The sequence below is a fragment of the Tepidicaulis marinus genome, from assembly GCF_000739695.1.
In the GTDB taxonomy this organism is placed as follows: domain Bacteria; phylum Pseudomonadota; class Alphaproteobacteria; order Parvibaculales; family Parvibaculaceae; genus Tepidicaulis; species Tepidicaulis marinus.
The window spans coordinates 1-9057 of sequence record NZ_BBIO01000033.1 but is presented as its reverse complement, the minus strand read 5'-3'; the positions used below and the strand labels follow the sequence as shown (position 1 = coordinate 9057).

The 9057-nt window shown below is 61.8% G+C and carries 3 protein-coding genes; all 3 read left to right on the top strand.

Features of this window, described 5'->3' with window-relative positions:
- The coding region (locus tag M2A_RS16580; protein ID WP_045449842.1) for a Zn-binding domain-containing protein at nt 1-4639 on the top strand (4639 nt) is incomplete at its 5' end.
- A gap of 1 nt (nt 4640) precedes the next feature.
- Entirely contained in the window at nt 4641-7406 is a 2766-nt protein-coding gene (locus M2A_RS16575; RefSeq protein WP_045449840.1) for a DEAD/DEAH box helicase, read from the top strand.
- Nucleotides 7407-7408: 2 nt separating this feature from the next.
- On the top strand, nt 7409-9057 hold a 1649-nt coding region (locus M2A_RS16570; RefSeq protein WP_045449838.1), incomplete at its 3' end, for an N-6 DNA methylase.

Below are 9057 nucleotides of genomic sequence, written 5' to 3'. Positions count from 1 at the left end.
CCAAGAGGAGCGTCAACGGATCGCCGCCAACCCGCCCGACATCCTGCTCACCAACTACATGATGGCGGAACTCCTTCTGACCCGCCAAGACGACCTGGACGCCCAGGTGGTCAAAAACGCAACCGGCCTTGAGTTCATCATCCTAGACGAACTCCACACCTACAGAGGGCGCCAAGGCGCGGATGTGGCGGTGCTTGTTCGACGGCTACGAGACCGGTGCACCCCTGACAAAGCTCCGATCTGCATAGGCACGTCGGCGACGATGGCTTCGGAAGGAACCGAAGAAAGCCGAGCGGTTGCCGTGGCCAAAGTTGCAACCCGGCTTTTCGGCTCCGAGATCGGCCCGGACGCCGTTATCGATGAGTCTCTTCAGCGAGCTACTGACGACACCATCACTCTTGCGCATGCAATCGCCGGGCTGGCTGACGTGTTGAAACAGCCTATTCCGACGAACCTGGATGACGAACAGCTGAGGAAGCATCCGCTTGCGGTATGGGCAGAACTCGCTCTCGGTCTCGATGACGGGCTGGAGCTAAAACGAAAGAAGCCTATTCCCTTCGAGGACGCCGTCAAACGGCTGGCCAACGACAGTGGGGTCGATCAGGAGCAGTGCCGGAAGCATCTCGAAGACTTCCTGACGCTTGTAAGCCTTCCCGAGGATCAGCGCGGTGGCACCGGCGATGGGGCATTTCTTGCCTTCAAGCTACACAGGTTCATCTCCGGCGCGGGTGAGATCTTCACCACTTTGACGGACAAGCCTCGGGCGGTTCTGTTCGAGGGCCAGCTCGAGGATCCAGATGCTCCGGGGAACCGGCTTTACCCGACACGCTTCTGCAGGAACTGCGGGCACGAATACCACGTCGTCACCAAGAACGAAGACGACGGTCACATCAGGTTTCTCCCCCGCAACATCGACGATACACCGCTGGAAGCCGAGGATGACGATGATGTGGCCGGGTATCTTTGTCCGACTCCGGATAATGATCCCGATTTCGCTTTCGACGGCGAATTGAGTGGCTATCCTGAGAGCTGGCTTGAAGAGCGCAACGGCATCGAGCGGCTTCGTTCGTATCGCAAGAAACGCGCGCCCATCTCCTATCTCGTGACGCCGGACGGCCGGCATGGTGCCGGGGGCAGAGAGTTCTGGTTCATACCCGGAAAGTTTGCATTCTGCCTCTGCTGCAAGGATGAGCCCAATCAGGGGATGCGTGAGCGCAGCAAGCTGGCAGGCCTGTCCGGCGAAGGGCGGAGCTCTGCGACAACGCTTCTGGTGTCCAGTGCTCTCGAGTGGATGAACAAGCCGACGAGCGGCGTTCCAAAGACGAAGCGCAAGCTGCTAGGGTTCACGGACAATCGGCAAGACGCGGCGCTTCAGTCGGGCCACTTCAACGACTTTCTGTTCGTGAGCCTTCTCCGTGGGGCCATTCTGCGGGCCATCATTGCGGCTGGGCCCGAGGGCCTAACCGAAGATGAGTTCGGTCTGAGCGTCGTTAAGGCGCTTGGCTTCACGTCTGCAAACAAGGATGCGCGCGCCCACTGGATGCTCGATCCAACGGCTGGCGCCGTCATTCGGGAAGACGCTCAGCGCGCACTCGCAAAAGTCCTGGCTCACCGCGTATGGACTGATCTCCGCCGGGGTTGGCGCTACACCAACCCCAGTCTCTCTGTCCTGAACCTCCTCGATGTTGAGTTCGTCGGCGTCACCGACATGGCTTTAGACCGGGAAAGGCTGATGACAGTTCTCCCCGAGCTCGGCGATCAAACGGAAGAGCAACGGGCCGCCCTGCTGAAGAGCGTGCTAGGCGCAATGCTTGAAGGGCTGGCCGTCAATACCGAGGCCCTCGATCTGACTGTCCTCGATGGTGTCGCACAGAAATCGCGTTCGCTGTTGCGCGCTCCGTGGGCGATTGATGCCAAGGAGAATCCACGTGGACGATCGTCTCTCCTCTTGCGTGCACCTGGCAAGAATGCTGTGGGCCTTCGTGAGGAACAGACCCTCCTTCGCGCGGGCCACAATTCGCGCATCGCTCGGCTGATCAACAAGAAGAGCGTGCTGGGCACGAAGCTCGGGCGAGACGACTATCTTGAGTTTTTCTCGCGCTTGCTTGAGCTGTTCGCCGATGAGGGTCTGGTCGTTCCCGTTGAACTGGACGCCGACCTCGTGGGCTGGCGGCTGACACCTTCGGCCGTCCGCCTCGTTCCCGGGCCTGCGCTTTCAGACGAGAGCAAACGCGGAAACCGATACTTTCATGATCTATACGCGTCCATTGCTGACGACTTGGCATCTGGCCATAGCGCCTATTGGGGGCTGGAAGGTCGCGAGCACACCGCGCAGGTGTCTCAAAGGCAGCGGGAATGGCGCGAGTGGCGGTTCAGGTACGAAGACGACGACCTGGAGAACCTAAGCACCTCGGAGTATCGGACCGAAATCAAGGCGACCGGGGAATCCGACCAGTTCCTCCCGGCGCTGTTCTGCTCGCCGACCATGGAGCTTGGGGTCGACATCTCGGCTCTCAATGCTGTCTACCTAAGGAACGTCCCGCCGACGCCCGCCAACTACGCGCAGCGCGCTGGCCGCTCGGGCCGGTCCGGCCAAGCAGCGGTTGTGGTGACGTACTGTGCATCGGGCTCTCCACACGATCAGTACTTCTTCGAGCGCCGCAATGACATGGTGGCGGGTGTCGTGCGCCCGCCTGCGCTGGACATCACGAACGAAGAACTGGTGCGCTCGCACCTGCATGCGGTCTGGCTCGCTGAGAGCCGCCTAGCACTCTCGCCGGACATCCCGGACATCCTCGATCTTGGTGGCGACCGCTATCCGCTCAAGGAAGAGATCCTGACCAGCATTTCCAAGGCCGATCTCGTCTCCCGTGCGCGCGCACCCATGCAGCGGGTGCTCGAACAGATTCTGGCAGCTGATCAAGGGGCAATACCTGTCTGGATGGAGGACCCGGAAGAGTTCGTGTTTCATGTGGCAATGAACGCTCCGAAGGAATTCGATCGAGCGTTCGACCGCTGGCGCGAACTTTACAATTCTGCTCGCACCCAGCTGGCCGAAGCCAACGCCCGCTCGGAGATAACAGGTCTCTCGGCCGTCGACCGCCGCAAGATCAAGGCGGCGCAGATGCAGGCCAGCGACCAGATAGCGATCCTTGAGCAAGGGAAGGCTTCAAACGGTTCCGACTTCTACTCTTACCGCTACCTCGCGACGGAAGGCTTCCTGCCTGGATACAATTTTCCTCGTCTGCCGCTCTACGCCTTTGTGCCCGGCGAGGGAAAAACCGGCTCCTTCCTCTCTCGCGCACGTTTTCTCGCAATCTCAGAGTTTGGGCCACGGAGCCTGATCTACCACGAAGGTCGCGCCTATCGGGTGATGAAGGCGAAGCTCCCTCCAGAGGTTCGCGAAGGCGATGGGTCGGAACTCGCGACCAAGGACATCTACATCTGTGCGAATTGCGGAGCTTGCCACGAGGGTGAGGTGGAGCGCTGCCATGGTTGCGATGCGCACATGGCCGGCGAAGTTCCAATCAAGCGCACGCTCCGCATCGACAACGTCGAGGCCGCGCCCACTGAGCGCATCACCGCGAACGATGAAGAGCGCGTGCGGCAGGGCTTCGACATCCAGACCGTATTCGCGTGGCCGAAGAAGGACGATCAGCTTCAGGTCACAAACGCTGAATTCAAGTGCGGCGAGACTTCACTGCTCGCGCTGCAATATGCCAATAGCGCCGAGATAAGCCGTCTGAACAAAGGCCTGAAGCGCCGAAAGGATCAGACGGTATTCGGCTTCAACATCGATCCCCGGACCGGCTACTGGGCGAAATCTGAAGATGAGGATACGGAGACCGACGCTCCACCCGACGTGATCAAGCCGGTCCGAATCGTGCCTATCGTTAGAGACCGCAAAAACGCGCTTCTGTTCCGCTTCAAGAAACCGGAAGACTACGACGCGAGCACGATTACCACCGTTCAGCATGCGCTTTTGCGGGGCATCGAGGTCGTCTACCAGCTTGAAGAAGGCGAGATACTAGGCGAGCCGCTTCCAGCCCGCGACAACCGCCGCGCCATCCTTGCTTACGAAGCAACGGAGGGCGGCGCCGGTGTTCTTACTCGCCTGATGGATAATCCGGAGGCGATCAGCGAAGTCGCGCGGACAGCTCTCGGGCTCATGCACTTCGAGAACATCGACTCCGCAGTCTCAAGCGGAGATGCTGACCTGTTGGCCGAAAAGGCATACGAGGCCTGCGTCAGAGGCTGCTACCGCTGTCTGTTGTCATACTTCAACCAGCCGGATCACGAGCAGATCGACCGTAGCAGTAGTGAAGTCACCCAGCTTTTGGTTAATCTCGCTCGCGGCCGCACAGTGCTCGAAAAACGCTCTACGCGCGATAGTACGTTGTCGCCGTGGCTGAAGGCTTTCGAAGAAGCCGGTCTCCCCGGCGTCGACACGATGGGCATTGGCTTTGCTGGGACGGAAGCTGAGTTCGTATGGCGGGGCCACTTTGTGGCTGCCACCACCCAGCCGATTTCTCCTGGTGTGGCCAGTGATGCGGCCAACAAGGGGTGGGAGCTATTGGAACTTCCAGCCTCGCCTGAAGCCGGCGTTCCACAGAAACTACTTGATCTTTTGAAGGGGTGAGATGGTGCTGAGTTTCTCACCTGGCGATCTGGTGCGCGCCCGTGGCCGCGAATGGGTAACTCTCCCAGCACCGCGCCAAGGCGTTCTTGCGCTTCGCCCGCTGTCAGGAAACGAGAACGACGTCGTCGTTCTGGACCCCTCGCTAGAAATCTCATCGGTCGAAGCCGCGCGATTTGATCTGCCCGAGGATGCCCGGAGCACCGTCCAGGCGAAGGCAGCACTTCTGGCAGATGCCCTACGTCTCACACTTCGCCGCGGTGCCGGGCCATTCCGATCTGCCGCGCAACTCGCCTTCGAGCCGCGGACGTATCAGCTTGTTCCGTTGCTCATGGCACTAAGGCTCCAGGTGCCGCGACTGTTGATCGCGGACGATGTCGGTATCGGCAAGACGATAGAAGCGGGCCTAATCCTGCGGGAGTTTATGGACCGGGGCGAGGTCGACTCCTTCTCAGTTCTTTGCCCACCCCACTTGGTGGATCAGTGGATCATCGAGCTCAAGGATCGGTTCGGAGTTGACGCAGTACCCGTGACTTCCGGTAGCGCGGCACGCCTCGAACGCAATCTACCGCTCGCACAGACGCTCTTTGACGCCTATCCCTACACGGTCGTGAGCCTCGATTACATCAAGGCCGAGAAGCGCCGGGAGGGGTTCGCTCGTGCCTGTCCCGACTTCGTGATCGTTGATGAAGCCCATGCTTGTGTCGGCACCCACAAGGGCAAGCAGCAGCGATTTGAATTGCTTCAGGGACTCGCGAGGGACCCGGAGCGGCGGATCATCATGCTGACCGCCACGCCGCATTCAGGCGACGAAGAAGCATTTGCACGACTGCTATCACTGATCGACCAGGACTTCGGCACGCTCGACTTCGACAGCGCGAGATACCGAGAGCGCCTTGCAAGGCATTTTGTACAGCGGCGTCGAGTGGACCTCGTCGAGGGGGATTGGCACGAGGACAGATCATTCCCGAAACACGAAACCACCGAACATGCGTACCGTCTATCGCCCGAGCACCTGGCATTCCAGGAAGCGGTCCTAGACTATTGCCTCTCGGTAGTCTCGAAGGCTGGGGAGCAGAAGAGGGATCAGCGCCTCGCATTTTGGGGCACCCTCGCTCTCATGCGCTGCGTCGGCTCATCGCCGGCTGCCGCGCTGAGTGCTTTGAGAAATCGTGCTGCCAACGAAGCAGACCGTCTCGAACCGCAGATCTATGACGAAGACGGCGACGACGAAGATGCCGTGGACATCGAGCCGAGTATGGCTTTCTCGGATGATCCCGCGCTCCGTGCTCTCATCGATCAGGCGAGCGGCCTCCTTGAAGCGAACGATCCCAAGCTTGATGCCCTCGTCAGTGCGCTCAAGCCTCTGATCAAGAGCGGTGCCAACCCGGTCGTTTTTTGTCGGTATCTGGCAACCGCCGATCACGTAAAGGCTGGGCTGCGAAAGGCTTTCCCAAAGCTCATAATCGAGTCCGTAACCGGAGAGTTGACCCCGGACGAGCGCCGCGATCGCGTTGCGGAGATGGCGCTGGAAGACAAGGAAGAAGGCGCCCAGAGGATTTTGGTTGCGACCGACTGCCTCTCCGAAGGCATCAACCTGCAGCAGCTTTTCGACACGGTCGTGCACTACGACCTCTCGTGGAACCCGACCCGGCATCAGCAGCGTGAAGGGCGGGTTGACCGCTTCGGCCAGCCGGCCGAACTGGTTCGTTCAATCATGATGTTCTCGCCCGACAGTGCCATTGATGGTGCCGTCCTCGACGTGATCCTTCGCAAAGCCGAGGAAATCAGGAAGGCCACCGGGGTAACGGTTCCGCTGCCTGACGAGCGCGGGCCGGTCACAGACGCCTTGATGTCCGCGATGATGCTCCGCCGTGGTGGGCACAAACAGCTCACTCTGGACCTTCGCCTGGAGGATGGCACCAAGGTCATGGAAGCGCGTTGGCGCGACGCCAGCGAGAATGAGAAGAAGTCCCGTGCGCGGTTCGCTCAGAACGCGATGAAGCCTGCAGAGGTGGCGCCGGAATGGGACAAGGTCAGGAGCCTGCTTGGCTCTCCGGAGGACACGAGGCTTTTCGTCGAGCGCGCGATGTCGCGGTTCGGGGTTCCGCTTGAGAAAAAGCGGAACGTCTACGTCGCTCACATCCACGCCCTTCAGCAGACCCTGAAGGAGAAGCTCGAACAGCGCGGACTCGAGCAGTCCGTCAAGATCGCTACCGCAGAACCTGCTCCCTCCGGCACCTCTCTGTTGACGAGAACCCATCCGTTGACGGCGTCTCTTGCCGAGAGCCTTGTCGAGGCTTCGCTGGATCAGGAGGCGCTTCCGGATCTCGGCATCGGCCGCGTCGGTGCGTGGCCTACAGCCGCGGTCTCGGCGATGACGCGCGTCGCGCTCCTTCGCGTTCGTTACAAGCTCACGATCCACGGCCGAAAGGAGCGGCTCCTGCTGGCTGAAGAAGCTGCCCTGGTCGCTCTTCAAGGGAAAAGCATCGTGGCGACAGGCGAAGACGTCCGCGACCTGCTCAGCAGGCCGGCCACCGCTGATTTTGCAACGATCGCACGAGATCGGATGATCAATGCAGCAAAGGCGGAACTGCCCGACCTGCTCGCTGGGCCGTTGGCGGCCTTCGTCAAGCAGCGGGCGGCGGAGCTCGTCGAGGACCATGCTCGTTTGCGTACCGCAGCCGGATCTATCTCGCGCGTCAGCGTCGAGGCGGTCTTGCCCCCCGACGTGATCGGCTTGTTCGTCCTCATGCCGGGCGAGGTGTGATCATGGCGCGCAAACCAATCTCTGACATGTCCGCATGGCCCTCGCTCAGCCTCGAGGGCAACCTGATCGCGCCCGCGATGATCGCTAGGATCGACCAGCGCGACGCCCCGGAACAGGCGCCGGAGGACTACGCCGTCCGCAAGGGCCTGACGATTCGTGAGGAAATCTCGACGGCGTTCCGGGTCGGCCAATCACATTTCGATGCCTTCGCGAAACTCGAGGCGCCCTCGCAGGACGCCACCCGCCGTTTCGTAGCGGGCCTCTTCAAGGAGACCTTCGGCTTTCATGACCTGACTCCTGCCGCCGCGCCGCTCGCCATGATCGCGAGCGGCCGGGTTCCCATGGTCGTGGTCCCGCCGAGCGAGACGCTGGACCGCCGCAGCCCGACCCTGTCCGTCGACCGCTCCCGTTCGCCCGCCTTCGCGCTTCAGGACTACCTCAACGACTCCGAGGAAGCGCTGTGGGGCATCGTCACCAACGGCGCCCAGCTTCGCCTTATGCGGGACAACGCGTCCCTGACGCGCCCGGCCTACATCGAAGCCGACCTCGCCCAGATCTTCTCGACTGAGGACATCGCATCCTTTGCCGCGCTCTGGCTCCTGATCCACCGGTCCCGCTTTGGCGCCGCCGGTACCCCGGCCACCGACTGCCCGCTGGAGCGCTGGCGCGAAGCCGGCTCCCGCGAGGGCGAGGCCGCCCGCGACCGTTTGGCCGACCAGGTCCAGATTGCTCTCAAGGTTCTGGGCTCGGGCTTCCTCGAGGCCAACCCCGGCCTCGCCGCCAAGCTGAAAACCGGCGAGGTGAACCTCACCGCCTGGTTCAACGAGCTCCTCCGCCTCGTCTACCGGCTGATCTTCCTGATGGTCGCCGAGGACCGGAACCTCCTTCATCCCACGAAGTCAAAGGCCGACGCACGCGCGCTTTACGCGCAGGGCTATAGCCTCGCCGCCCTGCGCAAGCAGTGCTACCGCGCCGCCACCTGGGACAAGCATCACGACCGCTACGAGGGCATCAAGATCGTCTTCCGCGCGCTTGCCCACGGGCAGGAGGCGCTTGCGCTGCCGGCGCTCGGCGGCCTCTTCGCCGAAGACAGGCTGCCCCACCTCGAAACCGCCCGCCTGCGCAACCGGGCCTTCATGGAGGCGCTCTACCGCCTCTCCTGGCTTGCCGATAAAACCGGCATGGTCCCCGTCAACTGGCGCGCGATGGAAACCGAGGAACTGGGCTCGGTCTACGAGTCCCTCCTCGAACTCCAGCCGCAGCTGGGCGATGATGGCAAGACGCTCGTATTCGCGTCAGAGGCAGCTGAGCAGAAGGGCAACCAGCGCAAGACCACTGGGTCCTACTACACGCCCGACAGCCTGGTTCAGGCGCTACTCGATACCGCACTCGATCCCGTGCTCGACAAGACCGAGGCCGAGGCGGACGATCCCGCCAAGGCCCTGCTGAAGCTTTCGGTCATCGACCCTGCCTGCGGCTCTGGCCACTTCCTGTTGGCCGCCGCCCGTCGCATCGCCACGCGGCTCGCACGCATCCGGGCCGAGGGCACGCCTTCGATGGACGACTTCCGCCATGCTCTGCGCGATGTAGCGCGCTGCTGCATCCACGGGGTGGACCGCAACCCGATGGCGGTGGAGCTGACCAAGGTCGC

Excerpts from the sequence above, each read along its gene's own strand:
- M2A_RS16575 (WP_045449840.1), top strand. The coding sequence starts at position 4,641 with ATGGTGCTGAGTTTCTCACCTGGCGATCTGGTGCGCGCCCGTGGCCGC.